Origin of the sequence: Mangrovimonas aestuarii, assembly GCF_028767185.1 — a bacterium.
GTDB lineage: Bacteria > Bacteroidota > Bacteroidia > Flavobacteriales > Flavobacteriaceae > Mangrovimonas_B > Mangrovimonas_B aestuarii.
Map to the genome: position 1 here is coordinate 219,309 of NZ_JARACK010000003.1, position 24,646 is coordinate 243,954.

The 24,646-nt window shown below is 37.7% G+C and carries 24 protein-coding genes and 1 tRNA gene; 4 read left to right on the forward strand and 21 right to left on the reverse strand.

Annotated elements, in window-relative coordinates; translation table 11 throughout:
• Positions 1-108 precede the first annotated feature (108 nt).
• A complete protein-coding gene (locus PWU04_RS05705) occupies positions 109-1,284 on the reverse strand; it encodes a hypothetical protein (protein ID WP_274474906.1) in 1,176 nt (391 codons plus the stop codon).
• Positions 1,285-1,661: 377 nt separating this feature from the next.
• Between PWU04_RS05705 and PWU04_RS05710 the strand changes: the two genes are divergently transcribed.
• Genes PWU04_RS05710 through PWU04_RS05720 form a run of 3 tightly spaced genes read left to right on the forward strand, consistent with a single transcriptional unit; the run spans position 1,662 to position 5,202 of the window.
• Positions 1,662-2,816, forward strand: a complete 1,155-nt coding sequence (locus PWU04_RS05710) for a serine hydrolase domain-containing protein (RefSeq protein WP_274474907.1) — start codon at positions 1,662-1,664, stop codon at positions 2,814-2,816.
• Complete coding sequence (locus tag PWU04_RS05715) at positions 2,813-3,523, forward strand: 3'-5' exonuclease (RefSeq protein WP_274474909.1); 711 nt, start codon at positions 2,813-2,815, stop codon at positions 3,521-3,523. The genes PWU04_RS05710 and PWU04_RS05715 overlap by 4 nt, the downstream gene beginning before the upstream one ends.
• Positions 3,523-5,202: an ABC transporter ATP-binding protein gene (locus tag PWU04_RS05720; RefSeq protein WP_274474910.1), complete on the forward strand. Its 1,680-nt coding sequence runs from the start codon at positions 3,523-3,525 to the stop codon at positions 5,200-5,202. The genes PWU04_RS05715 and PWU04_RS05720 overlap by 1 nt, the downstream gene beginning before the upstream one ends.
• A 263-nt stretch (positions 5,203-5,465) precedes the next feature.
• Here the strand turns inward: PWU04_RS05720 and PWU04_RS05725 are convergent, their stop codons facing one another.
• The 12 genes from PWU04_RS05725 to pdxA all read right to left on the reverse strand — a co-directional run bounded on the left by PWU04_RS05725 (position 5,466) and on the right by pdxA (position 17,424).
• Positions 5,466-6,122 (reverse strand): CoA transferase subunit B, encoded by a 657-nt coding sequence (locus PWU04_RS05725; protein WP_274474911.1) that lies wholly within the window; start codon positions 6,120-6,122, stop codon positions 5,466-5,468.
• 2 nt (positions 6,123-6,124) lie between these two features.
• The gene (locus PWU04_RS05730) at positions 6,125-6,826 is read right to left on the reverse strand and encodes a CoA transferase subunit A (protein ID WP_274474912.1); all 702 of its coding nucleotides are present in this window, start codon (positions 6,824-6,826) and stop codon (positions 6,125-6,127) included.
• 75 nt (positions 6,827-6,901) lie between these two features.
• Positions 6,902-9,235: a penicillin-binding protein 1A gene (locus PWU04_RS05735; RefSeq protein ID WP_274474913.1), complete on the reverse strand. Its 2,334-nt coding sequence runs from the start codon at positions 9,233-9,235 to the stop codon at positions 6,902-6,904.
• A gap of 6 nt (positions 9,236-9,241) precedes the next feature.
• Complete coding sequence (locus PWU04_RS05740) at positions 9,242-9,745, reverse strand: gliding motility lipoprotein GldH (protein ID WP_274474914.1); 504 nt, start codon at positions 9,743-9,745, stop codon at positions 9,242-9,244.
• Positions 9,735-10,961, reverse strand: a complete 1,227-nt coding sequence (locus PWU04_RS05745; RefSeq protein WP_274474915.1) for a PSP1 domain-containing protein — start codon at positions 10,959-10,961, stop codon at positions 9,735-9,737. The genes PWU04_RS05740 and PWU04_RS05745 overlap by 11 nt, the downstream gene beginning before the upstream one ends.
• Before the next feature lie 155 nt (positions 10,962-11,116).
• Complete coding sequence (trhO, locus tag PWU04_RS05750; RefSeq protein ID WP_274474916.1) at positions 11,117-12,193, reverse strand: oxygen-dependent tRNA uridine(34) hydroxylase TrhO; 1,077 nt, start codon at positions 12,191-12,193, stop codon at positions 11,117-11,119.
• A gap of 215 nt (positions 12,194-12,408) precedes the next feature.
• A complete protein-coding gene (gene accC, locus PWU04_RS05755; RefSeq protein WP_274474917.1) occupies positions 12,409-13,761 on the reverse strand; it encodes an acetyl-CoA carboxylase biotin carboxylase subunit in 1,353 nt (450 codons plus the stop codon).
• Between the two features lie 94 nt (positions 13,762-13,855).
• Positions 13,856-14,347, reverse strand: coding sequence for an acetyl-CoA carboxylase biotin carboxyl carrier protein (gene accB / locus PWU04_RS05760; protein ID WP_274474918.1), 492 nt, complete (start codon positions 14,345-14,347; stop codon positions 13,856-13,858).
• Positions 14,348-14,377: 30 nt separating this feature from the next.
• Complete coding sequence (locus tag PWU04_RS05765) at positions 14,378-15,379, reverse strand: beta-ketoacyl-ACP synthase III (protein ID WP_274474920.1); 1,002 nt, start codon at positions 15,377-15,379, stop codon at positions 14,378-14,380.
• A gap of 170 nt (positions 15,380-15,549) precedes the next feature.
• Complete coding sequence (gene rpmF / locus PWU04_RS05770; protein ID WP_232633779.1) at positions 15,550-15,753, reverse strand: 50S ribosomal protein L32; 204 nt, start codon at positions 15,751-15,753, stop codon at positions 15,550-15,552.
• A gap of 7 nt (positions 15,754-15,760) precedes the next feature.
• Positions 15,761-16,306 (reverse strand): YceD family protein, encoded by a 546-nt coding sequence (locus PWU04_RS05775; RefSeq protein ID WP_274474922.1) that lies wholly within the window; start codon positions 16,304-16,306, stop codon positions 15,761-15,763.
• Positions 16,307-16,383: 77 nt separating this feature from the next.
• Positions 16,384-17,424, reverse strand: a complete 1,041-nt coding sequence (gene pdxA / locus PWU04_RS05780; RefSeq protein ID WP_274474923.1) for a 4-hydroxythreonine-4-phosphate dehydrogenase PdxA — start codon at positions 17,422-17,424, stop codon at positions 16,384-16,386.
• 52 nt (positions 17,425-17,476) lie between these two features.
• Between pdxA and PWU04_RS05785 the strand changes: the two genes are divergently transcribed.
• The gene (locus PWU04_RS05785) at positions 17,477-18,067 is read left to right on the forward strand and encodes a riboflavin synthase (protein WP_274474925.1); all 591 of its coding nucleotides are present in this window, start codon (positions 17,477-17,479) and stop codon (positions 18,065-18,067) included.
• 3 nt (positions 18,068-18,070) lie between these two features.
• Here the strand turns inward: PWU04_RS05785 and PWU04_RS05790 are convergent, their stop codons facing one another.
• From PWU04_RS05790 to PWU04_RS05825, 8 genes are all read right to left on the reverse strand, one after another.
• Positions 18,071-18,280 (reverse strand): PID-CTERM protein-sorting domain-containing protein, encoded by a 210-nt coding sequence (locus PWU04_RS05790; protein WP_274474926.1) that lies wholly within the window; start codon positions 18,278-18,280, stop codon positions 18,071-18,073.
• A gap of 350 nt (positions 18,281-18,630) precedes the next feature.
• A tRNA-Val gene (locus PWU04_RS05795) sits at positions 18,631-18,705 on the reverse strand.
• Positions 18,706-18,768: 63 nt separating this feature from the next.
• Positions 18,769-19,986: a bifunctional folylpolyglutamate synthase/dihydrofolate synthase gene (locus tag PWU04_RS05800; protein WP_274474927.1), complete on the reverse strand. Its 1,218-nt coding sequence runs from the start codon at positions 19,984-19,986 to the stop codon at positions 18,769-18,771.
• A gap of 4 nt (positions 19,987-19,990) precedes the next feature.
• Positions 19,991-20,842, reverse strand: coding sequence for an energy transducer TonB (locus PWU04_RS05805; protein ID WP_274474928.1), 852 nt, complete (start codon positions 20,840-20,842; stop codon positions 19,991-19,993).
• Positions 20,843-21,238 carry an ExbD/TolR family protein gene (locus PWU04_RS05810; protein WP_274474929.1) on the reverse strand — a complete coding sequence of 132 codons (396 nt, stop codon included), beginning with the start codon at positions 21,236-21,238 and terminating at the stop codon, positions 20,843-20,845. It abuts the gene before it with no gap.
• 1 nt (position 21,239) lies between these two features.
• Positions 21,240-21,941, reverse strand: coding sequence for a MotA/TolQ/ExbB proton channel family protein (locus PWU04_RS05815; protein WP_274474931.1), 702 nt, complete (start codon positions 21,939-21,941; stop codon positions 21,240-21,242).
• A gap of 55 nt (positions 21,942-21,996) precedes the next feature.
• A complete protein-coding gene (nhaD, locus tag PWU04_RS05820) occupies positions 21,997-23,388 on the reverse strand; it encodes a sodium:proton antiporter NhaD (protein WP_274474932.1) in 1,392 nt (463 codons plus the stop codon).
• A 15-nt stretch (positions 23,389-23,403) separates the two neighbouring features.
• A complete protein-coding gene (locus tag PWU04_RS05825; protein WP_274474933.1) occupies positions 23,404-24,630 on the reverse strand; it encodes a Glu/Leu/Phe/Val dehydrogenase dimerization domain-containing protein in 1,227 nt (408 codons plus the stop codon).
• Between the last annotated feature and the right edge of the window lie 16 nt (positions 24,631-24,646).

Consider the following 24,646-nt stretch of genomic DNA (forward strand, 5'->3'; position numbering starts at 1 on the left):
ATCCAATTTATCTGTATTCAAAAGTCTAAACGGTTAAAAAAAAAAAAAAAAACGGAAGCTTTTACACTCCCGTTTTTTTCAATACTTGTTTTACTGCCAGATAATTGATTACTCCTTTACAGGTGAGTTTAGCTGAGTTTCAGAACTTGCTATACCACTAAGGATTGCCACATTCGACTTTTCTAACGATTGCACATCAATCTGAATATTCAGTGTTAAGCTCTGGTTTGAACTTAAAGTTTCAATACCGGTAATTTTATATTCAAAATTTTTAACCTGTAATGGAGTTACCAAGTTAGAGGCATCGTAAACCTCAACCTTACCAACAGCATTTAAAATAAGGTTTGCAACAGACGTTAAGTTAAAAGAGAAATACACACCCAATAGTTTTACCCTAATTTGGAGCTTATCAAATGATGGCTTAACATAAACTTTCAGGGCATCAGTATCTAGCTGGTATTTTCCTGAGCTTAATAGATCTACTTGGTTGTTGAACATAAATACTATTGTTCTCCACTTACCTCCAAATACGCTGTAAGGGATAACAACTTGTATAGTAGCTACCTTTACCTTTAGGTTTTCAACAATAAAAGGGTTGCCTACAGTAATTCTTGGTCTTTCTGTGATTTGCAGTTCAAGCTTATTAATTGTTGGATTTTTAAAATCGATGATTTTTCTGATATTTCTACCAAACCATCTCCCTATGTTTCTAACGGCTCTACCTATACTTCCAATGGCATTTCCGATACTTCTGAAGAATCTTCCGAACCCTAAAAACTCCTCAGACAATAAAGTGTCTGGGTTTAAAATCTTCTCGGCAGATGCTACAACTTCAGTTGTAAACGATTCTTTGTGGCTCAACACATAGCTTGCAGAAATCTGAACGCCCAATTCCATGGTCTCTTTTACTTGTACCATGTTATTTAAGTCACTCAATTCATCTTTGTCTTCACTTGTTAAGCTGTCGTATTCCGAAGACAATAGCTCATTATGGCGATTAAGATCGTAATTTTGAATATACTGATAGTGGATTCCATATTGAGGGGCATCCATATCGGTTAACAGCTCTGCTTCTTCTTTTAAAAGCTCAAGGGCTTGTTTACCCAATGCTTCAAAATCGGAATGGTAATTTGGTAAAAGTGCATCGATTTCAACTTGTTGTTCAAATGTGCCTTCGGCAAGCTTTTCACTTGGAAATTGAATTACAGGATAAGGGTACTTTTTGATTTGATCCAAGGTCTTGTCTACAAGACTCTGTCCTACGTTAATAGAGAATTCAGCCATAATAATAAATGTTTAAGGATTAATAATTAAAAATTGATTTCAATGATTCTTAAAACTGTATTAAAAGGAGCAATCCATTACGCCTAAACTTTAAATTCCGTTGACAGCATTAAAAGTCCGGATCTGGGAATTTTTAAAAACAAAACTCAAAAAACGCAATAGCTCTTTTTCTTAGGGCTGATTAAAGATATTTATTAAACTTCTGGCCTTTAATTCCTTACGGTAAACCTTAGGTTAAATAACTGTTACCTCGTAAGTTGGGGTACTAGCTGAGTTAAAACAATCTGGCTTTTACAAAAAAGCTCAATCTCTATCACTTTCATTTCAAAAAAACATACTAATTGGCTATATTTAAAATACCTTTAATACCTACTCAAATGAAACTTCTCAAACGCATTTTATCTGGGACTATAATCCTTATAGCACTTCTTATTATATCCCTTTATGTTTTTGGTTACGATTACCTTCTCAAAGCCGTGATGACCGTTTATGCCCAAGGACATACTACTGCTTATTTGGAAGATTATAAAGCTTTCGATAATCGTTTGATAGAGGTTGGTGAACCGCAACCATGGGCCATTCACAAAAACTACAACACAGCCACAACTAGCCAAGAACTGGAAGATTGGAATACTAAGTATGGTACGGTAGCGTACCTAATAATTAAAAACGACAGTATCTGGTTTGAGAAATACTATGAAGATTTTGATAAAAACTCTAGGAGCAACTCCTTCTCCATGGCCAAAAGTGTTGTTACCACGCTGCTGGGAAAAGCTATTATGGATGGCTACATTAAAGGACTAGACCAGCCAGTGGGGGATTTTTACCCTGAATTTTCACAAGGGCTGGCAGCCCAAATGACTGTTGGCGACTTGTCTTCAATGGCCTCAGGAACCAATTGGGATGAAGCCTATTATTCTCCCTTTTCAATTACTACCCGGGCTTATTTTGACAACCATTTAAAAGATATTATACTCGGATTAAAGGTTGTAGAACAACCAGGCCAAGCTTTTAAATACGCAAGTGGCGATACCCAATTGTTAGCTATGGTACTTGAAAAAGCTACCGGTAAGTCCCTTAGTGATTATATGAGCACAAATTTCTGGAAACCTATGGGTGCAGAAAACCCAGCCTTTTGGCAACTTGACAGTGAAGATGGCGGACTCGAAAAGGCCTATTGCTGTATCGCCAGCAATGCCCGTGATTTTGCTCGATTTGGCAAACTCTATAAGGATCATGGCAAGTGGAACAACCAACAGCTATTAGACTCTGCTTTCATAAAAACAGCGATTACCCCCCGGTTTGAAGCTAGTCCGCAGTATGGATACGGTTGGTGGCTTATGCAAGATTACCATGGTAAGGATTTCTTTATGATGCGGGGGCATCTAGGGCAATATGTAATTGTACAGCCCGAAGACAACCTTATCATCGTTCGATTGGGCCATCAAACCTCCAAAAGAGAGCCAGGTGATATTTTTACTAAGGATATTTTTACATATATTGACGAAGCATACAATATGTTAACTCCATGATAAAGCGCCTCAACCTGGAAAACATTCTGTTTCTCGATATTGAAACCGTACCCGAAACCAATCATTTTACCGATCTCGATTCCGTAAAACAGGAACTATGGGAAACCAAATCCCTATACCAACGCAAAGAAGATTATACTGCTGAAGAGTTTTACGAAAGAGCTGGTATCTGGGCAGAATTTGGTAAAATTGTTTGTATATCGGTTGGCTTTTTCACCCATAATGGAAATGAGCGAACATTCAGGGCAACATCTTTCCACGGAGAGGAAAAGGAGCTCCTTCAGGAATTCAAAAACTTGCTTACATCACATTACAATCATCCACAACAATTGCTTTGTGCACATAACGGCAAGGAATTCGACTTTCCATATATTGCCCGTCGTATGATTATAAACGGCATGGAACTTCCAGAAAAACTAAACTTATTTGGTAAAAAACCATGGGAAGTCCCACATCTCGACACTTTGGAATTATGGAAATTTGGTGATTACAAAAACTACACTTCCCTAAAACTATTAACTAATGTACTGGGAATTCCTTCACCTAAAGACGATATCGATGGGAGTCAAGTGGCAGAGGTCTATTACAATGAAGGTATAGATAGAATTGTAACTTATTGCGAAAAGGATACCATTGCAGTTGCTCAAATTGTATTACGTTTGCGTGGTGAAGCCATTTTGGAGCCTCATGAAATTAAACACGTGTAATGAACACCTCCCCCATTCTTAAAATTGAAAATCTGGCCGTAGCCTTTAACAAGCATACGGTTTTACACAATATAAGCTATACCCTTAATTCCAATGAAATACTTGGAATAGTAGGTGAGTCTGGTTCTGGAAAATCTGTTTCATCCCTTGCCGTATTGGGATTGCTTCCCAACAAGGTATCATCAATAGAATCAGGCAGTATCCAGTTTCACGATAGCGATTTGACTTCGCTTACTAACAAGGATTTCCAAAACATCAGAGGAAATAAAATCAGCATGATCTTTCAGGAGCCCATGAGCTCACTCAACCCTTCCATGCGCTGCGGAAAACAGGTTGAGGAAATTCTAAAACAACATACAAAACTCAATAAACAAGAAAGAAAAGAAGAAACACTTTCCCTTTTTGAAAAAGTAAAGCTGCCTGATCCAAAACGCGTTTACAAATCGTATCCTCATGAAATATCTGGCGGGCAAAAGCAACGTGTAATGATTGCTATGGCGATTGCCTGTAAACCAGAGATTCTTATTGCGGACGAGCCCACAACAGCATTGGATGTTACAGTACAGAAAGAAATTATTAGCTTATTAAAAAGCCTGCAGCAAGAAACCAAAATGAGCATTATTTTCATTTCCCACGATTTATCACTGATAAGTGATATTGCAGATAATGTTGCAGTTATGTATCAAGGCAATATTGTTGAACAAGGCAGTGTAACCGAAATATTCAGGAACCCAAAACACACTTATACAAAGGCCTTAATCCACTCACGCCCAACATTGGGTAAACGCTTAAAAAAACTCCCTACTATTCAGGATTATCTTGAAAATAACATTTTAGAGGAGGAAGTTACATCAGAGCAAAGACAAGAGTTTCACAAAAAACTTTATAGTAAAGAACCTCTTTTAGAAATCAAAAACCTTGAGAAGGAGTATTTCTCACGATCCGGTTGGTTCTCAAAACCAGAATCATTTAAAGCCGTAAACCAAGTAAGCTTTAAACTGTACGAAGGGGAAACTTTAGGATTGGTTGGTGAGTCCGGCTGCGGAAAATCTACACTTAGCAACACTATTTTACAATTAGACAAAGCTACAGCTGGAAAAATATACTATAAAGGAAAAGATATTACCCATATTAGCCCAAAAGCTCTAAAAGCACTCCGAAAGGATATTCAGATCATTTTTCAGGATCCTTTTGCATCCTTAAACCCAAGATTAACAGTTGGTCAAGCAATCATGGAGCCTATGCTTGTACATAATCTGTATAACTCTAAAAAAGAGCGAGAGAAAAAAACTATAGAACTATTAAAACAAGTGGGATTATCTGAGGAACATTTTAACCGCTATCCCCACGAGTTTTCCGGTGGACAAAGACAGCGTATAGGAATTGCAAGAACTATTGCCCTACAACCAAAATTAATAGTTTGTGATGAATCGGTATCTGCATTGGATATATCAGTACAGGCACAAGTACTAAACCTTTTAAACACACTAAAAGAAGACTTTGGTTTTACATACATCTTCATCTCCCATGATCTCGCAGTGGTTAAATACATGGCAGACCAACTCATAGTTATGCATGATGGCAAAATTGCGGAAAAGGGAGATGCAGATGAGGTATATGATAGCCCTAAGACAGACTATACTAAGACCCTTATTGAAGCCATCCCAAAAGGTCTATAACATAAACACTTTTTTTGTCAGATAAAATAAGCTTCTAAAAAAGGTTAATTGATTACGAAAAGCTTTAAGAAATTTACTTGAGAATGTAGGTTGTTCAGGTAGATTTGGATCCATAAGCCTAAGTTTTTGGGTTATGTTGTTTTCATTGGGGATTATAAATATCTCACATTTTTTGAAAACATTAGATAAAAAACAAAAAAAATCGATGAAGTGTTATTTTTTTTAACATCTCATCGATTTGATTCGTATTTAGAGAAATTTGATTAAATATCCATTTCTGGGATATCTCCTTCAACAATTAAAGTTCCTTCTGTTGCCTTTTGAATCTCTTCGACAGACACTCCAGGAGCGCGTTCCAATAGCTTGAATCCTTTATCTGTTATTTCTAAAACAGCTAGGTTAGTCACCACTTTTTTAACACAACCTACACCAGTTAGAGGCAATGAACACCTTTTAAGCAATTTTGATTCTCCAGCCTTATTGGTATGCATCATGGCAACAATAATATTTTCAGCACTTGCCACTAGGTCCATGGCGCCTCCCATGCCTTTTACCATTTTTCCTGGTATTTTCCAGTTTGCGATATCACCATTTTCAGCGACTTCCATAGCTCCTAAAATAGTTAAGTGAACATGTTGCCCGCGAATCATCCCAAAACTCATTGCAGAGTCAAAAAAGCTAGCACCTGGCAAAGTGGTAATGGTTTGCTTCCCTGCATTAATGATATCGGCATCCTCTTCACCTTCAAAAGGGAAAGGCCCCATACCCAATACACCATTCTCGCTTTGGAACTCTACCTGTATGTCTTCTCTAACATAATTGGCTACTAAAGTTGGAATTCCAATTCCTAGATTCACATAATAACCATCCTGAACTTCCTTGGCAATACGTTTTGCTATTCCGTTTTTATCTAGAGCCATAATTATTGTCTTTGTCTTACTGTTCGTTGTTCAATTCTCTTTTCGTAATCCTTTCCTTGGAAAATGCGCTGTACAAAAATACCTGGAATATGGATTTGGTTAGGATCAAGCTCTCCAACTGGAACCAATTCTTCAACCTCTGCCACAGTAATGGCAGCAGCACCACACATACAAGGGTTAAAGTTTCTTGCTGTACCTTTAAAGATCAAGTTACCAGCTGCATCACCTTTCCAAGCTTTTACAAAAGCGAAATCTGCTTTAAACGCATGTTCCAAAACATACATTTTGCCATCAAACTCTCTAGTTTCCTTTCCTTCTGCAACTTCGGTACCATAACCTGCTGGTGTATAAATTGCAGGAAATCCAGATTGAGCAGCTTTACAACGCTCTGCCAAAGTACCTTGAGGGATAAGCTCCACATCTAACTCTCCGCTTAGCATTTGGCGCTCAAACTCATCGTTTTCACCTACATAAGAGGAAATCATTTTCTTAATCTGTTTCTGTTGAAGCAAAAGCCCCAAACCAAAATCATCTACTCCTGCATTGTTAGAGATACAGGTCAATCCTTTTACTCCCTTTTTAACAAGTTCTGTAATAGCATTCTCAGGGATTCCACACAATCCGAAACCACCTAACATCAGGGTCATATCATCCTGAACCCCTTCTAATGCTTCCTGAACCGTGTTTACTTTCTTTATAATCATAGTCTAGGTTCTAATTTTAAACGGCTAAAAATACAAAATAAAAAAGCCATTCTAAAAACAGAATGGCTTGTGATATTAAAAGTCTAAATCATCTGGGACTTCCTCTTCGATTATCTTTTCGTCTTGAACTTCATCATTGGCTTGAAGATTACAATCTACACGAATACTAAGTTCTGTAGGTTGTTCAAAATCTGTTTCGGAAATATTAAGCTCCTTATCGGCATAACAACTCTTCATATATAATCCCCATAGCGGAAGCGCCATAGAGGCTCCCTGCCCATAAGTAATAGTTCTAAAATGAGCCGCTCGATCTTCTGCTCCTACCCAAACTCCAGTTACAAGGTTTGGCACCATGCCCATAAACCATCCGTCACTTTGATTTTGAGTTGTTCCTGTTTTCCCCGCAATTGGATTAGTAAATCCATATGGGTAACCCGTTATAATTTCCTTATACACAGCCGTACTTGCTCCTTTATGTCTTAAACGCTGTCCTGAACCAGATTCAGTAACCCCTTCCATTAACTTAACAGTTACATAAGCGGCTTCCTCACTTAATACGTCGTGAGTTTCTGGAGTAAACTGATATAATATAGTACCGTTTTTATCTTCAATAGCTGTAATCATAACCGGCTTGGTATAGACTCCTTTATTTGCAAATGTGGCATAGGCCGCTACCATTTCATAAACGCTTAAGTCAACCGATCCCAATGCAATTGAAGGCACTTCAGGTATTTCAGTTTCAACCCCTAGTTTCTTAGCCATATCTCCAACATTCTTTGGCCCCACCTTATCCATCAATCTGGCAGTAACGGTATTTACAGAGTTAGCCAAGGCATCTTTAAGGGTACGGCTCCCTCCATACTGGCCTCCTGAGTTTTTAGGACACCATTCTTCGATGTTACCCCATTTATCTTTTTCTATACAAAACGGCGTATCTGGAAGTTCATCACAAGGTGACAAATGCAACTGATCAATAGCCGTAGCATACACAAACGGCTTGAAAGTGGACCCCACCTGACGCTTACCACGCTTTACATGATCGTATTGAAAATGGCGGTAATCCATCCCTCCTACCCAAGCTTTTATATGCCCTGTATTAGGATCCATAGACATCATTCCTGGCTGAAGGAAAGACTTATAGTATCTCATAGAGTCGATAGGCTTCATTACGGTATCTATTTCCCCATTCCAAGAGAAAATCTCCATTGACGTTGGCTCATAAAACGATGCTTCTATCTCTTCATTGGATTTCTTTAGATCGTATTTCATCTTACGCCAGCGTTCTGAACGCTTCATTGCGTGTTTAAGCAAACCGTCTACTTCGGATGATGTTAATCCTAAAAACGGTGCCGTTGGATTCCTGTCCGGTGTGTTTTGATGATCAAACTCTGCTTGCAGTCTAGGCATGTGTTCTGCAACTGCATTTTCGGCATAACGCTGCATGCGGGAATCTATCGTAGTATAAACTTTTAGTCCATCTTTGTAAATATTCCAGTTCTCACCATTTGCCTTTGGGTTTTCCTTAACCCAATCTTTTAAAAAACCACGAACATATTCCCTAAAATACGTAGCCAAGCCTTCATTGTGAGACTGTGGCGTATATTTTAAGCCTAAATCAAGCTCCTGCAGAGAATCCTTAACTTCTTCCGAAATGTATTCATATTTCTCCATTTGGGCCAAAACCACATCTCTACGGTTTTTTGTGCCTACAGGGTTTCTTTTTTCTCTTGGATTATACAATGAAGAATTCTTAAACATTCCTACTAGCATTGCCGATTCCTTAATATCCAAATCGCGGGGTTCTTTATCAAAATAGATACTGGCCGCAGAACGAATACCATCCGCATTATTACCAAAATCGTAAATGTTGAAATATTGAGCTATTATCTCTTCTTTGGTATATTGGCGCTCCAAACGAATAGCGATAATCCACTCTTTTATTTTTTGGGTAATACGCTCGAAAATGTTTTTAGACCCCTCACCATGAAACAACTGTTTTGCCAACTGTTGTGAGATCGTACTGGCTCCACCTCCGCTTCCCATTTTTACTAAAGCACGTAGTGTACCACGACCATCGACTCCTGAATGTTCACGAAAGCGAGCATCTTCAGTAGCTATAAGGGCATCGACCAAATGCTTGGGCAATTCATCATAACCTACAGGAGTTCTGTTATCGTTTAAATAAAATTTACCAAGAGTTTTTCCGTCTGAGGAAATAATCTCGGTGGCCAAATTGGTTTTTGGATTTTCAAGTACAGTGTGATCTGGCATTTCACCAAATGCACCCCATGAAGCCAAAGCAAATACCAAAACAACGGCTCCTACACCGCCCAGAAAAAGTATCCAAAACCATCTTACGTACTTATCGAATGACTTATTTGCTACTTCTTGTTGTTTTTTCTTTGCCATAGTAATTTAGTTTGGGGTTTTTGTTTTTTCAATTCTAAAGCCTACATCCGTTATGCCTTCCAAATTGGCAACGCCATTTACTTCACCTGCCTCCCTCATCGCTTGTTGAATGTTTACAGTATATTCTCCTTTTTCACTGAACACAAATGGATATTCGTAGCCCTTGTACCAGAGTTTGTTTTCCTTAATATCTGCAAATCCAGTTCCTAAAAGCTCACCATTGGGTTTTGCCATTTTATATTCCAATGTATCTTTAATTGTTTTGCCATGGGGATACACCATTTCAACTATTAAAAACAGATTACTGTATTTGTAACCATTATTATTTCTAAGATTAACAAAAAGATTATATCCATTTATCGAATCTGGCGGATTAACCTTAAAACTAACTACTGAATCTTTATTCCACACATTGGGCAGAGATTTGTAGTTATCGTATACTTGGTTGGAATCACATGATACCAACACAAAAGCAAAAATAAAAAGTATAGCTAGTATCCTATTTTGCATTTCTAGGGCGTCTTCTTTTTTTGTTCTTTGGTGAATTGTTGTTTTTGTTATTGGTGTTGCCTTTGTTATTGTTATTGGCGGTACCCCTATCGCTCCTCTGTTTATAGTTACGTTTTTTCTTTCGCTTTGGTTTATCAAAACGTGTTAAACTATCTTGGCCGACAACATTTTCGAAATCAGCTTTATCCTCTTCTACTAAGTCTAAAGCGAATTCCTCTAAACTGGCAACTTTCTCATTTTTCTTATTCAGCTCGATAATTTCCATAGCTTGCTCCTTGGTAATCTTATGCCAATTGGTCCATTCTCCTTCGTAAGCATACCATAAATGCCCTTTAAAAATATCCGTTTTCTGGCAAACAGCAGTCCCCTTTTCAGTTTCCAGTTTAACTTCTGTTTTAGGAAAATCCTTTAAAGCATCTAGATAGGTATCTAACTCATAGTTTAAACAGCATTTAAGTTTACCACATTGCCCCGCCAACTTTTGTGGGTTTAATGATAACTGTTGATATCTTGCTGCAGAGGTACTCACAGATCGGAAATCTGTTAACCATGTTGAACAACAAAGTTCTCTCCCACATGAACCAATACCTCCCAATCTGGCAGCTTCCTGACGGAACCCGACTTGCTTCATTTCTATTCGTGTACGGAATTCCCTAGCAAACAGTTTAATCAGTTCACGGAAGTCTACACGGTCTTCGGCAGTATAATAAAATGTTGCCTTGCTTGCATCCCCCTGATATTCAATGTCTGAAATTTTCATTTGAAGATTAAGGTCTATCGCAAACTGTCTTGCTTTAACCTTCATGGCTTCTTCCTTATCCCTGGCTTCCTGCCAAATATCTATATCTTTTTGGGAGGCCTTACGGTATACCTTAAATACATCTTTGTCAGCAGGAACTTTTTTGCGTTTCATTTGAACACGTACCAACTCGCCTGTTAGGGTAACCATACCTACGTCATGTCCCGATTGGGCTTGAGTAGCTACAACATCACCTATAGAAAGTGAAAGGTTTTCTGTGTTTTTATAATAGTGCTTTCTTCCGTTTTTAAAGCGCACCTCTATCCAGTCAAATGGTTTTTCTCCACTGGGTAAAGACATATTGGAAAGCCAATCGAATACTGTTAATTTATTGCAACTATCCGTTCCGCAAGTCCCATTGTTTTTACAGCCTTTGGGTAAGCCATCTTTTCCACTTGAACAACTGTTACAAGCCATATGTGATATATATTGATTCTGAAACACAAGGTGTTCCGGAAGACGATTAATAAATAGGTTTAAGACGTAAAGATAAGATTATTCTAAGACTTAAAAAGCCACAGAATTAAGTTTCTGTGGCTTCAGCTTTTTATTGATGAAATAAACAATCTTGTTTAGTTCGCGTTACTTTCTTTTAAAACTTCGAAAATATTTCTCAAATCTTTTTTAAACGGTAAGTGATCGGCTCTACCTTTCTTGAAAATATCATTGCTATTACCCTGCCCCTTACGAAGTGCTTTTTGATCTTCAACCGGTAATGCATGAATGTCCTTACAACTTGTAGAGCAACAATTATTCATTTCCTCTTTACATTCATCACATTGAATGAATAACAAGTGACATGCATCGTTAGCACAATTGGTATGGGTATCGCATGGCTTTCCACATTGGTGACAATTGGCAATCACATCCTCAGATATCCGTTCAGACCTTCTGTCATCAAACACAAAGTTTTTCCCGATAAATTTGTTGTCAAGTCCTTTTTGGTTTACCTGACGTGTATATTCAATAATCCCTCCTTCAAGCTGGAAAACGTTTTTAAAGCCTTTGTGTTTAAAATAGGCACTGGCTTTTTCACAACGAATCCCTCCTGTACAATACATTACAAGATTTTTCTCTTCTTTGAATTCACTTAGGTCGCTTTCTATAATAGGTAAAGACTCTCTAAACGTATCGACATCTGGTTTAATCGCATTTTTAAAATGACCTATTTCACTTTCGTAATGATTACGCATGTCCACCAAAACAGTATTTTGGTCCTCGATAAGTTCATTAAACTTCTCTGCATTTACATGAACACCTTTGTTTGTAACATCAAAAGTCTCATCATTAAGACCATCAGCTACAATTTTATCCTTAACTTTTATTTTTAACTTAAGAAAGGACATGTTATCCTGCTCGACTGCTACGTTTAAACGAACATTTTTTAAGAAGGATATTCCATCTAAATGACGTTTAAAAGCTTCAAAGTTATCTGCTGGCAGAGAAATTTGAGCATTGATTCCCTCTTTGGCGACATATGTTCTACCAAGTACATCCAGCACGTCCCAAGCTATAAAAAGTTGGTCTCTAAAAAGTTGAGGGTCTTTAATTTTTGCGTATTTGTAAAAGGAAAGCGTTAAGCGGTCTTTTCCCGCCTTTTCAATAAGATCTGCTCTTTCCTTAGCACTTAATTTATTGTACAGTTGCATGCTATACGAATGATTTTAAGGTTAAAGAATAATTTTGTGCAAAGTTATACTTTTTGTTTTGTTAAGCAAATTTCAACTATAAAAACAATGCAGAACGCATTGTTTAACAGCAACTTAAAACAATAAAAGCAACAACCAAATAAAATCCTCTTTCAATAAATTTAAGCATAAAAAAACCCCGAATTAACGGGGTTTCAGAAGTTTATTTATTTTCTTTATTCTTCGACTTGTGGGGCCATTTCGAAGTCTTCCATGAACTTAGTGGTGTAATTACCCGACAAATAATCTGGGTTGTCCATAAGCTGTCTATGGAAAGGAATAGTAGTCTTAATACCTTCAATTACGAACTCATCTAAAGCACGCTTCATTTTATTAATTGCTTCTTCACGGGTTTGAGCCGTAGTAATAAGCTTAGCAATCATTGAGTCATAGTTAGGCGGAATGATGTACCCTGCATATACGTGAGTATCCAATCTTACTCCATGCCCTCCTGGAGCATGTAAAGTTGTAATTCTACCTGGAGAAGGACGGAAATCGTTATAAGGATCTTCCGCGTTAATTCTACACTCAATAGAATGTAGGTTTGGCGTATAGTTTTTACCAGAGATTGGCACACCTGCAGCGACTAAAATTTGCTCCCGAATCAAATCATAATCAATTACCTGTTCAGTAATTGGGTGCTCTACCTGAATACGTGTATTCATCTCCATGAAGTAGAAGTTGCGGTGCTTGTCTACCAGGAACTCAACGGTTCCAGCCCCTTCATACTTGATAAATTCTGCAGCTCTTACAGCTGCATCTCCCATTTTCTCACGCAATTCGTCAGTCATGAAAGGAGAAGGCACTTCCTCAGTAAGCTTTTGGTGACGACGCTGCACAGAACAATCACGTTCTGACAAGTGACACGCTCTACCTGAAGAATCTCCAACAACCTGGATCTCGATATGGCGAGGCTCCTCAATAAGCTTCTCCATATACATTCCGTCATTTCCGAAGGCCGCTTTAGCTTCTTGTCTTGCAGAATCCCAAGCCGGTTTTAAATCTTCTTTTTTCCAAACAGCACGCATACCTTTACCACCACCACCGGCAGTAGCTTTAAGCATTACAGGATACCCAACTTCTTCTGCTAATTTTTCACATTGCTCATAATTGGCAATAATACCATCACTTCCTGGAACACAAGGTACACCAGCAGCTTTCATAGTTGCTTTTGCAGTAGCTTTATCTCCCATTTTCTCGATCATCTCAGCAGATGCCCCGATGAACTTGATATTGTGCTCTTCACAAATCTTAGAGAACTTAGCATTTTCTGAAAGGAAACCATATCCTGGGTGAATCGCATCTGCATTGGTAATTTCGGCAGCAGCGATTATGTTTGACATTTTAAGGTATGATTCCGAACTAGGTGCCGGGCCAATACAAACGGCTTCGTCGGCAAACTTCACGTGAAGACTTTCGGCATCGGCTTTACTGTAAACAGCAACAGTCTTAATACCCATCTCCTTACAAGTTCTAATAACTCGTAAAGCGATTTCTCCGCGGTTAGCTATCAATATTTTTTTAAACATATCTGTCTTGATTTAAAAATTTCAAAATTCCTCATACCCAATTATCCTAAATTATGGTAGGTCTTGGGGGGTTTATATTGGAATTTTTAAAGACTTATGATGGATCTACCAAGAATAAAGGTTGATCGAATTCTACTGGAGATGAATCATCTACCAATACTTTAACGATTTTACCTGATACTTCAGATTCAATTTCGTTAAACAATTTCATAGCTTCGATAATACACAACACATCTCCTTCTTTGATTGTTTGCCCTACTTCTACAAATAAAGGCTTGTCTGGAGAAGGCTTACGATAAAAAGTTCCGATTATTGGAGACTTAATGGTAATGTATTTAGAATCTTCATTAGCTGTCGCTGGAGCAGCAGGAGCATCTGCAGCAGGAGCTGCTGCCTGTGGTGCTGCAACTGGAGCTTGTGCCATTGGCGCACCCATTGGAATTTGTTGTACGTATGTAGTAGTTTCAGATTTTTCGTCACCACCTGTCTTGATGGTAATTTTTACGTCATCTGTTTCAAGTTTAACCTCACTTGCACCTGACTTGGCTACAAATTTGATTAAGTTTTGAATATCCTTTAAATCCATAATTAAGTTATTTAGATTATTCTTAGTCAGTTAGTTCTTTGAGTCGTAGGCCCACTTCAAGTAAGCAGAACCCCAAGTAAATCCACCGCCAAAGGCAGCAAATATTAAATTATCTCCTTTTTTGAATTGTGATTCGAAATCGCTTAAAAGTAACGGAAGTGTAGCAGATGTAGTATTTCCGTAACGGTGAATGTTCTTCAACACCTTAGAATCGTCTAGATTCATTCTATTGGCAGTAGCATCAATAATACGCAAATTAGCTTGGTGTGGAACCAACCAAGACACATCATTATGAGTTAGGTTGTTTCTTTCCATTATTTTTTCACATACATCGGCCATATTGGAAACAGCAAATTTAAAAACCGTACGCCCATCTTGGTGAACAAAATGCTGTCTATTTTTAACAGTTTCCTCGTCAGCTGGTAAAATTGATCCACCAGCATCGATCTTTAAAAATTCACGCCCTTGACCATCACTTCTTAAATATTCATCTTGAAGCCCTAGACCTTCTGTGTTAGGCTCAAGAAGCACAGCTCCAGCCCCATCACCAAAAATGATACATGTAGCCCTATCTGTATAATCGATAATAGAAGACATTTTATCAGCACCTATTAAAAGTACTTTTTTATATCTTCCAGACTCTATATAACTGGCCGCCGTAGAAAGTCCATAGAGAAAGCTAGAACATGCTGCCTGCAAGTCGTAAGCAAAAGCATTAACAGCTCCTATCTGCGTAGCAGTATAAACCGCTGTAGATGCCACTGGCATATCTGGTGTTGCAGTAGCAACAATAACCAAATCTATTTCTTTAGGGTCTAAGTTTCTTTTTTCTAGAAGTTGTTGAGCGGCTTTTATTGCCATAAAAGAGGTTCCTTTACCTTCCTCTTTTAAAATGCGGCGCTCTTTGATTCCTGTTCTAGAGGTAATCCATTCATCATTGGTGTCCACCATCGTCTCAAGAATCTGATTGGACAACACATACTCTGGCACATATGCGCCAACAGCTGTAATGGCTGCTGAGATTTTACTCATAACATTTAAATTAAATCCATCAAAACAATTCGCTTTTTTGCCTTAAACAGATAAAAAACAGGCTGTTTTGACTTAAATAATGTGCAAATTAAGTGGTTTTTGAGGATTAGAAAAATATATCATAAAAAAAACGCTCACAAGTGAGCGCTTTATGTATGCATGCATAGCAATTATGCTAAATTTTCTTCGGCCTCAGAGTTGTCAATCAATACTTGACCTCTGTAATACAGCTTTCCTTCATGCCAGTGAGCTCTATGGTAAAGGTGAGCCTCTCCTGTTGTAGGACACGTAGCAATTTGTGGCGCAGTTGCTTTATAGTGTGTTCTTCTCTTATCTCTTCTAGTTTTAGAGATTTTTCTCTTAGGATGTGCCATTTTTTAGTTATTTATCCGTTAATAGTTGCTTTAATGTATTCCAACGAGGATCTGTTTCCTCTTCTTCTTCTTTTTTATTTTCTTCTACAGCCTTAGGGCTAAGTTCTTCTAATTTATCAAGTATATCACTTTTAAGGCTTCCGTCTTTAATACCTGGATGCATACGCTTTGTTGGCAATGACAAAACAATAAACTCATAGAGATATTGTTGTATGTTAATCTGATACTCTCCATGTGGGATGATAAGCATATCTATATCCTCATCATTATACTCTTCCCCAAACTTTACAACCAAATCAAATGCATTGGCAATCTTTTGATCATAAGGTTCATTAGTAATATCACAATTTACATTTACCGTTCCTTTAATATCGAAGTGTAATTCCAATAAAGTTTCTTTCTTAATTAAAGTCACATCTGCCTTTACATTAGCCGCATTAAAATCGTCATACTCAAAATGGTCAAAGAACTCCTTTTCAATTTGATAATCAAAATGATGTGTTCCTACTTTTAACCCTACAAACTGAATGTTAAATTCTTTCAACAGCTTCATTTTCACATCTATTTTGAGCCTGCAAATATATAAATTTTTATTTACCCAACGTACTTATTAACAATTTTTTGTTCATATCATCGGGCAGATTTTTTCAACTGATTTTTTGTAAGTCGATGATATTCTTTTCTATTGCGAAATATCTGTATTGCCTCAAAAAGCGCTTCCTTAAAAGAACTAGCATCTGCTATTCCCTTTCCAGCAATTTCATACGCAGTACCATGGTCTGGAGATGTTCTAACTCTATCTAATCCTGCAGTATAATTTACACCTTTACCAAAAGTCAATGTTTTAAACGGGATTAAACCTTGATCATGATATGATGCAATTATAGCATCAAACTGTCTGTAATTATCCGATCCAAAAAAGCTATCAGCTGCGTAAGGACCAAATACCAGCATACCTTTATCTTTCAGTTTAGCAATTGCTGGCCTTAAAACAGTATCGTCTTCTTTCCCTATCACACCTTGATCGCCTGTATGGGGATTAATTCCCAAAACAGCAATTTTTGGTTTGCTAACCCAGAAATCCTGCTTAAGCGAATTATGAATAGCTTCTATTTTTTTAAAAATCAACTCCTCTGTAATAGTTGCAGGCACATCTTTTACAGGAACATGGTCTGTAAGCAAACCAACTTTTAAATCATCGGTTACCATAAACATAAGACTATCCCCTCCCAGCTCCTTTGCCAAATAATCAGTATGACCAGGAAACTTAAATGATTCCGACTGTATATTACGCTTATTAATTGGAGCTGTAACCAATACATCTACACCGCCTTCCTTTAAAGCCTTAGTCGCAGCTTGCAACGATCTAATAGCATACTTTCCCATTTTCACATCCTCTGCTCCAAACGAAACATTTACATGTTCATTCCAAACATTGAACACATTAATCTTTCCATGAAGTATTTGATCAATAGCATTAATACCGTTAAACTTAATATCGAAGTTAAAGTGTTTTTTAAGGAAAGTAATAGTTTTTACCGAGGCAAAAATCACTGGCGTGCAAAACTCCAGCATTCTGGGGTCTTCAAAAGTTTTTAAAATAACTTCGCCTCCTATTCCGTTTAAATCGCCTATAGAAATGCCTACAATAATGTTCTCGTCTTTCTTCATTAAAAAGGTTGTATTTTTGCTGATGCAAATTTAACCAAATTAATTAGACCATATGTTTACGGGGATCATAGAAAGTATTGGAACAGTCAAACAAATTGTAAAGGACAAGGAAAACCTACATATAACCGTAGAAAGCAATATCACACCCGAACTAAAAATCGACCAGAGCGTGGCACATAATGGAGTTTGTTTAACCGTGGTTGAGATCAACAATAACGAATACACCGTTACAGCAATACAGGAAACCCTAAACAAAACCAATCTTAACACTTTAAAAGTTGACGATTCCGTAAACCTTGAGCGCGCCATGAAGCTTGGCGATCGATTGGATGGACATATTGTTCAAGGCCATGTGGATCAAATTGCCACTTGTACTAATATTAAAAACGCAGAAGGCAGTTGGATTTTCACTTTTGAATACGACAACGTTCTAAACAATGTTACCATAGAAAAAGGTTCCATAACGATTAACGGGGTAAGCTTAACGGTGGTTGATTCGAAATTAGACTCCTTTAGCGTTGCAATTATTCCCTACACTTTTGAACACACAAACTTTAAAACCTTTGAAACAGGAACCGTTGTGAATTTAGAATTTGATGTTTTGGGAAAGTATGTAAAACGATTACTCGAAGCCAACAAATAAATATTATTTTTTTTTCACAAGTTTAACCACACCATAAATCACCCCTGCAAAAACTGTTATTAACACCCCTCCATCAATAGGCAGCCCTGGAGGCGGAGGTATTGGCACGGGCGGATCTTGAAGTAAACTTGAAGCAGCAAAACCATTATTGCCACTGCAAATCATCGCTAGTGCAAAAAGAAAGTAAATAATAATTTTATACCTGCTCGTCATTCAGTGTAAAAATATAAAAAAAAACCTACAAAAGTTAGAGAGCCCAATGAGAACATCTGCAAAAAAAACTTTTAATCGACAAAATGCATGTCGGTGTTATTCTCCTATTCACAAATAAAAACAGCTAATTATTCTGAGTAGAGAAATCAAAAAACTCCAATTCTAAAGTAAAAATAATGCACTAATTGAAATAGACAAGTTTTAAAAGACAATATCTAAATGAAATTATAGCAAAAGCAACAAACAACTGAAGAACACTATAAGCAGAAAGGTAAATACTACATTATTACTGAGATCAATATTTCAAAACAAAAAAAACCCGAAGCTTTCACTTCGGGTTTTAAATTCTGTGGGCGCGAAGGGATTCGAACCCCTGACCCCTTGGGTGTAAACCAAGTGCTCTGAACCAACTGAGCTACGCGCCCTGCGTAATTGGACTGCAAATATAAACGAGTTTTTTAATTTGAAAAAACTTTTTGAAAAAAAAATCAAATTATTTCTGCCACCACAAATGTACTTCCTCCAACAAAAACCAAATCATTTTCCGCAGCCCCTTCTAAAGCAGCACGATAAGCTTCACCTACTGAGGCGTATACTTCTCCCAAAAAACCATTATCAACAAAAAATTCCTTTAAATGAAAAGCATCCAGTCCTCTTGGAATATCAGGTTTGGCAAAATAATAAGTGGCATCTTTTGGAAAAAGAGGAATGATGCTCATTAAATCTTTATCATTGACAACCCCAATAACAATATGTAACCTATCGTAACTCTCTTCATTTAATTGACTCATCACATAGGTTAGCCCTTCCTTGTTATGGGCGGTATCACAAATTACTTTAGGCTTTTTCTGTAAAACTTGCCACCTACCCATAAGCCCAGTATTTTTTACAACATTTAACAATCCATTTGAAACAGCTTTATCTTCTAATTGAAAACCTAGACTTTTAAGTACCTGAATTGATTGAAGTACTGCCTTAATATTATGCTTTTGATAAACTCCTTTTAGATCTGATTTTAAAACCACCTCATTTATTTCATCGGCAAACTTTATGTCTGCTTTTCTTTCTTTAGCGATTTGTTGGAAAACGGGTTTAGTTTTTAAATTGGTTTCCCCAATCACTACGGGAACACCTTCTTTTATTATTCCTCCTTTTTCAGCAGCTATTTCCTCTAGAGTATCACCTAAAAACTGAGTATGGTCCAAACCTATATTTGTAATAATTGATAACTCTGGAATAATAATATTCGTGGAATCCAATCGACCACCCATACCTACTTCAATCACAGCAATATCAACCTTCTCTTTGGCAAAATAATCGAAAGCCATACCTACTGTCATTTCAAAAAACGAAAGTTTATTAGCCTCGAAAAACGCCTTATTATCTTGAATAAAATCTACAACGAAAGATTCACTTACTGGTTCGCCATTAATTTTAATCCGCTCACGAAAATCCTTTAAATGAGGTGACGTATAAAGCCCTACCTTATAACCAGCTTCCTGAAGAATAGAGGCCAACATATGGCTTGTAGACCCCTTACCATTGGTTCCTGCCACATGAATGGATTTGAACTTCGTCTCGGGATTCCCAAGATGACTTGCCAGCTTAATTGTATTCGATAGATCTTTCTTAAAGGCTGTTTTACCCTGACGCTGATACATAGGAAGTTGCTCAAACATCCAATGCAAGGTTTCTTGATAAGTCATAATATTATTGACCTAAGTTGAAGTTTACTTTAACAAAACCAATTTGTTTGGCTGGCGCTTTAGGATCTGGGCGCCATTTATGGGATTTGGCAATTTTAGTAGCTGGATCTAGCAAACAAGGATCTGTATTGGTTGTTCCTTTCACCCCAGGAACAGCTTCTATAACATCTCCATTTCGATTTACAACAATCTTTACAATTACCAACCCAGACTCATTACAATCCTGTTTAATTTTATCATAGGTTGCGTTTCCTCTTCCGTTAAGCCCGTAACCAACTCCTCCGCTTCCCGATCCTCCTTGACCAAAATAACTTGGAGCATACGGGTCTCCATCTAACTGACCTTTATCTCCTCCTAGATTATCATCTCCTTCTCCCCCTGTTTCAGTTCCCTCAGATTTTGCGACTCCACCAATTAAAGCATCAAGATTTTTCTTTTTAGCTTCTTGCTCTTTACGTTCTTTTTCTTTTCTCTCGGCCTCTACTTTTGCCTTAGCCTCAGCTTCAGCTTTTGCCTTAGCTTCAGCCTCTTTTTGTTTTTTAATGGCTATACTCTCTTCTGAATCCTGAGTAATAACATCTTCTGATTTGGTTTCCTGAGGAGAAGATGGTTCAGGTTCTGAGACATCTGGTTGTGGAGGCTTTTCTATTTCCTGAGGCTCTGATTTTACAGGAGCTTTAGGTTGAATATCACCACTCCCAACATTACTTGTTCCAAAATTAACGGATACACCATATTCCAATGGAGGGTCCATAAAAGGCATACCTGCCACAAACATGAGTAGCAATAAGATTACAGCAATTAAGGCCGTAATCTTTGCAGAATCACGCTCATATTTGGTTTCAAGATATTTCATTTAGTTATTTGGCTTTACAGCCAATATCACTTTGAACTTATTTCTATTGGCGATATCCATAACCTTTACTACATTTTCTACAGGCACAGACTTTTCTGCCCTCAAAACAATAGTAGGTTTTTCGTCTCCAGCAAGCGCTTCAATCAGCTTAGTTTCAAGAGTACTTTCTCCCACCTGATTCTGGTCAATGTAGTAGGTTAAATCCTTTTTAATACTTACGGCTACAGATTTTTTGTTTTCCGTTTTCCCACTAGCTTTGGGTAACAAAATATCTATCGCATTAGTAGTAACCAAAGTCGATGCAAGCATAAAAAAGATAAGCAACAGGAATACAATATCCGTCATAGACGACATATTGAATTCCGGTGTTACTTTATTTCTTCCTCTAATGTTCATATTAGGTAGGTTCGTTTAAGTGATCTAAAAACTCTAGCGAATTAGCTTCCATTTGATACACAACCTTATCGGTACGTACAACCAAGTGATTGTAGGCAATATAGCCTACAATACCAACTATTAGCCCGGCAACAGTAGTTGTCATAGCCGTATAAAGGCCATCGGCTAAAAGTTTAATATCAATCTGACCGCCAGAATTGGCAATCTCGAAAATAGAAAGGATCATCCCAATAACGGTCCCCAAGAAGCCAATCATAGGTGCAGCACCAGAAATGGTTGCCAAAATACTAACATTTTTTTCAAGCCCGTAAACTTCTAAACGACCAGCGTTTTCAATGGCAGTATTGATATCCTCCAACGGTTTTCCAATTCTACTAATACCTTTACTTATCAAACGAGACACTGGAGTATTAACCTGTGCACATAATACTTGAGCAGAATCTATCTTGCCATTACTGACATGATCCTTTATTTGATTCATAAAATTCGCATCCACCTTTGACGCCGCCTTAATAGCAAACAGGCGCTCAAAATAAATATAAGAGGCCAGAATAAGCAGAACAAAAAGTAATAGTATGATTACTTGTCCTGCTATGCCTCCACTCATAATCAATTCGACTATCGAGAGGGTTTTTTCAACAGACTCTCCATCTGTTACAACTTCTGCCCCTTCTTGGGCATCTTGTATCAATGCACTTAACATATATTAATCGATTTTGCTATTGTGATAACGTTAGATTTGATGCGAAATTATATTCTTAATACAAAGTTCTGGTGAACATGAATGTTGCCGCTCCTACCAGAAAACCTATCAAAGCCAACCAAGCTATTTTCTTTAGATACCAGAAAAAATCTATTTTTTCCATTCCCATTGCAACTACTCCTGCAGCAGAACCTATAATCAACATGCTTCCTCCTGTCCCAGCAGAATAAGCAATAAAATGCCATAGCTCATTATCTATCGGCTCAGAGAACATTCCTAAACTGGCAGCAACCAGAGGCACGTTGTCGATTACCGCAGAGCCAACTCCTAGAAGCAACACTACTAAATCGGACACACCTTCATGATGGAATTCTGTCCCCAACATTGGCATGTTATCTTGTAACAATGTCGCAAACCCAAACAAAGTCCCTAAAGATTCTAATGCAGCAACCGCCATTAAAATCCCCAAGAAGAACAGTATACTTGGCAACTCAATCTTGGATAAAGAATAATGCACAGGACTATGATGCGCGTTTGCATCGCTCTCTTCTGCACTAAACTCAGTCATACTGAACTTAGAACTACTATAAAGCTCTGCAAAAACGGCAACAACCCCTAAGGCAAACATCATTCCTACATAAGGCGGTAAATGTGTTATTCCTTTAAAAACCGGAACAGAAACAATTGCCCCAAGACCTAAGTAAAACATTTTACTGCTGTGTTTACTTTTAGGTTTATCATCGTCATCTTCCTGTTGTAAACTCCCACTAAATACCGGTAGAAAAGATGCAATTAAAAACGGCACAATCATACAAAGCAAAGACGGCACAAAAAGATAAACAAACAAATGCCCTGCAGTTACTTTTTTACCAATCCATAACATTGTAGTTGTTACATCTCCGATAGGAGACCATGCACCACCGGCATTTGCAGCAATAATAATTAAGCCCGCATAAAACATTCTAACCTCTTTCTCTCTTACAAGCTTTTGCAAAATTGAAATAAGCACAATAGTAGCAGTAAGGTTGTCGATTATTGCAGAAAGGAAAAAAGCCAAAAAGCCAAAAATCCAAAGAATTCTCTTCTTACTTTTGGTTTTTATAAACGACTTAATGGTAGAAAACCCATCGAAATAATCAATGATTTCAACTATGGTCATCGCCCCTAAAAGGAAAATTAAAATCTCTGCTGTTTTCCCTAAGTGGTGAAGCAAGGTTTCTTCCATAAGGTGCACTTTTTTCTCATGCTCCAATGCCCCAAAATTCTCCAGCAAATGATGCTGCGCGGAATCGAACCAATTAGGAAAATGCTCAAGACCCAATGCAATAAGCGCCCACGAAACAGCCATCATGATTAAAGCCGGGATAAGTTTGTCAATTTTTATACTATGCTCCAATGTTATGGCCAAATAGCCAAGAGCAAACACACAAATGATTATTGATTCCATTTTGTTTAATTTTAATTACACAAGCTGCTTTAAGGCAATCTCAAATGCAGTTTTGCTGATTTCTGTTTTTGATTGGTTTTGGTTATGCACGTTTTGGATAGCTTGCTTTATGATGTTTGAAGTGTCATTAAAGATTTCTTCATCTGTCATCTGTACACGACCTTCCATAAAGTAAGCAAACACTCGAGCCATACCACAGTTTGAAATGAAATCTGGAATTAGGCTCACTTTTCTGTCTGTATATTCCATTATAGGTCCAAAGAAAATTTCCTTGTCAGCAAAAGGTACATTTGCTCCACAAGAAATCACTTCCAAACCACTATCTATCATTTGGTCAATCTGATCTTGAGTAATCAATCTAGACGCTGCACATGGCGCAAAAATCTCTGTTTGCAAGCTCCAGATTTTATCGTTGATTTCTGAGAAAGGAATCAAGTTATCTGCACTTAGGTTGTTTCCTTTCTTAGCCAAATAAAGCTCTGTAATTTCTTCAAAAGAGAAGCCCTCTTCCTTAATCAATCCACCTACAACATCAATGATTCCAACAACTTTTGCTCCCATTTTTGCTAAATAGAAAGCCGCAGCAGCACCTACATTTCCAAATCCTTGAACTACCGCACGCTTACCTTCCACAGAGCCTCCATAGATATCATAAAAATGTTTTACGGCTTCAGCTACACCAAACCCGGTAATCATGTCTGCTACTGTATATTTTCTGTCTACTCTAGGAGAGTAGTTAGGGTTTTCCAAGACTTTGATTACTCCTTGGCGTAACTGCCCTATTCTATTAATTTTATCTGCTTCTGTAGGCTTGAAGTGTCCTGTAAACACCCCTTCTTGTGGATGCCATACCCCGCTTTCTTCTGTGATAGGAATTACTTCATGAATTTCATCTACGTTCAAATCTCCACCTGTACCGTAATAGCTTTTCAATAATGGAGAAACAGCTTTGTACCAACGCTCTAACACTCCTTTTTTTCTAGGATCGCTGGGGTCAAAGTTAATTCCAGACTTAGCACCACCAATTGCAGGTCCTGAAACGGTAAACTTCACTTCCATAGTTTTTGCCAAAGACAAAACCTCATTCATGTCCAACCCTTTACGCATACGTGTTCCTCCTCCAGCTGCGCCACCGCGCAAAGAGTTTATAACGGTCCACCCTTCTGCTTCTGTTTCCGGATCTTTCCAATTAAAAACTATTTCAGGAGACTTCTCTTCGTATTTCTTTAGTAATTCTTTCATTTTGATTAATTAGTTC